Source organism: Kitasatospora sp. MY 5-36 (genome assembly GCF_001182915.1).
In the GTDB taxonomy this organism is placed as follows: domain Bacteria; phylum Actinomycetota; class Actinomycetes; order Streptomycetales; family Streptomycetaceae; genus Kitasatospora.
Genome location: NZ_LFVW01001007.1, coordinates 1 through 2,501 on the forward strand (window position 1 = coordinate 1; position 2,501 = coordinate 2,501).

Genomic DNA, 2,501 nt, shown 5'->3' on the forward strand with positions numbered 1-2,501 from the left:
CGCGGCCTCGGGCTGCGGGCCTGGGCCGCCACCTGGACGGACCAGGGCCGGGACTCCCTCGCCGCACTCGCCGAGGCGGGCGCCGGGGCCCCCGTGGTCACCCTCGCCGAGCTGCTCTCCGGCGCCGCCGGCCCCGGCCGCGCCCCGGACGGCACGCTCGCCCTGGACCTGCTCGTCGTGCTGGACGCCCCGCTGCTGGACGTCGACCTGGCCGCCGTCGTCCTGGAGTCGCTGGCCGACGGCACCCGGCTGGTGCTCAGCGGGGACCCGGGGCAGCTCTGGTCGGCCGGCCCCGGGCGGGTCTTCGCCGACCTGCTGGCCGCCAAGGCCTGCCCGGCGGTCGCCTCCCGCACCCCGGACTTCGGCCCGATCGGCGAGCTGGTCTCCGGTGTCGGCATCGGCGAGCTCCAGCCGGTCGAGGCGCCGGACAAGGAGGTGGTCATCCTGACCGCCAAGGACGCCGGCGAGGCCGTCCACCGCGCCGTCCAGCTGCTCACCGACTCCATCCCGCGCGCGCTGGGCATCCCGGCCGAGCAGGTGGTGCTGCTCACCCCGGGCCACGGCGGCCCGGCCGGCACCCGCGCGCTGAACGCCGCCGCCAAGGCCCGGCTCAACCCCGGCCCCGGCCGGTTCGGCGGCTTCGACCCGGGCGACCGGGTGGTCGACTCCCCCACCCCCGGCGTCACCCGCCCGGCCCGGGTGCTGGACGGCGACGCCACCGGTCTGCACCTGGAGTACGCGGACGGCTCGCACCGGACCGTCCCGCCGGCCGAGGCCGCCCGGCTGCGGCACGGCTGGGCACTGACCGTCCACCAGGCGGTCGGCCGGCGCTGGCCGGGCGCGGTCGTGGTGGTCCCGGAGGACGCCGCCCAGGCGCTCACCCGGCAGTGGGTCTACACCGCCTTCGGCCGCGGCGAGCGGCACCTGTCCGTGGTGCACGCGGCGGGCCCGGCGCTCGTCCAGGCCGTCGCCGAGCGCCAGGCGCAGTCGCGCACCACCCGGCTGCGGGCGGTCCTCGCCGAGAACGCCGCCTCGGCGTACTGACCGGCGTTCCGGCCGGCCCCGCTCCGACGGGCCGCCGGCCGGAACGCACGACGGGCGGGCCCCGGCGTTCCCGGGCCCGCCCGTCGGCCGTCCTGCACGGCGTCGGTCGTCCTGTCCGCGTCAGTCGTCCGGGTCCTCGTCGTCGTAGACCTCGCTCACGTCGAACCGGCAGATCAGCAGCTGCGGGTCGGCGTGCTCGAAGGGCTCGGGCAGCCACTCGCCCGGCTCGGTCGGCTCGGTGGCCGCGACCCAGAGCGTCGAGTCGGCCTCCTCCAGGCCGAACTCCTCGCTGCGGGCGGCGATCTCGTCGGGCTCGTACTCGCCGAACAGCACGCCGATCGCGGCGTTCACCCCGCCCGCACCGGCGCCGCCCGGGGTCAGCGACTCGTCCAGCCGCTCGGCCTGGGCACGCAGCCGCTCGGGGTCGACGACGTGGTAGTCACGGCGGATCAACACGCTGATCGCCTCGGGCTGTTCGGGGCCGTGGTACCCGCCGGGGCCCTCGTCCCCGGGGATCTCGAAGGGCGTGACCTCGTCGTAGGCCTCGTACAGGAGCTGGTCGTAGGCGATGGCCGCCGTCGCGAGCTGCTCGTAGGCGGCGGTGACGGCGGGATCATCGGCTGCGTTGGGGCTTGACACCGCTTCCAGATGACGGTCGATGGCGGCCTTGACCGCCTCAGCGGCGGCGCGTACCTCGGCAATGGTGGGCTGCGCGGCATCAGACATGGTGCAGACGCTATCTCCCCGCGGTGTCGCCACGCACAGCGGTTGTCACCTACACCCGCGATTTCACCGCAACTTCCCCCCTGATGTCCGATCCGTCCCGCTTCGTCCCCACGCGCCACCGGCGCGAAGCGGGCGCGGAGGGCGCACGCCGGGCCCGCCGAGGCCGTCCGGCTGCCGCTTCGCGCGCCGGGATCGGGGTATCCCCTCCACAGTGGCAACAGGACTGATGCACTGTCAGTCGGCGGCCGGGGCCGCACCCGTTCCGACCGTCGCCCGCGCACGGGAGGACGGCCGGAAATACCCGGGCCGACTGTCCGGGGCAGGCCGTAGGCTTGCCTGAAGGTGATCCCCAGGAGGAGCGTTTTGACCCCACGGAAGCCGGTCCGGCAGCCGGAGTACGAGTACCAGTCCCTGCGCATGCCGCGCGGCACCACGCGCAACGCGGCGCGCCAACTGCTCACCGAGCACGCCGAGTACGGGCACTGGGAGCTCGACCGGCTGCGGTTGTTCCCCGACGGCAGCCGGACGGTCCGGCTGAAGCGGCGGATCATCCGGCAGGTCCGGAACTGGTGACGGGCGGGGCACCGCGGCCCCGGGCGGCAGCGAGCCCTCACGCGTCCGCGGCCGCCCGTTCGCTCGGCGGCCGCGGATGCGTCGTTCCTCAGGTACGCCCGGGGGCGGGCGCGCACCGGTCCCGCTCAGCGCGCGCCCTGGTTCCCCGCCCGCCGTGT

At 76.0% G+C, this 2,501-nt stretch carries 3 protein-coding genes; 2 read left to right on the forward strand and 1 reads right to left on the reverse strand.

From position 1 onward, the window contains the following. Positions 1 to 1,044 (forward strand): ATP-dependent RecD-like DNA helicase (locus tag AE652_RS39430; RefSeq protein WP_049660399.1); only part of this gene is annotated, 1,044 nt, incomplete at its 5' end. A gap of 120 nt (positions 1,045 to 1,164) precedes the next feature. On the opposite strand, the gene AE652_RS39435 is transcribed toward AE652_RS39430, so the two are convergent. Beyond that, the gene (locus AE652_RS39435; RefSeq protein WP_049660402.1) at positions 1,165 to 1,770 is read right to left on the reverse strand and encodes a hypothetical protein; all 606 of its coding nucleotides are present in this window, start codon (positions 1,768 to 1,770) and stop codon (positions 1,165 to 1,167) included. 363 nt (positions 1,771 to 2,133) lie between these two features. On the opposite strand from AE652_RS39435, the gene AE652_RS39440 reads away from it, so the two are divergent. Next, positions 2,134 to 2,343, forward strand: a complete 210-nt coding sequence (locus AE652_RS39440; RefSeq protein ID WP_037901221.1) for a DUF5703 family protein — start codon at positions 2,134 to 2,136, stop codon at positions 2,341 to 2,343. Positions 2,344 to 2,501: the final 158 nt, after the last annotated feature.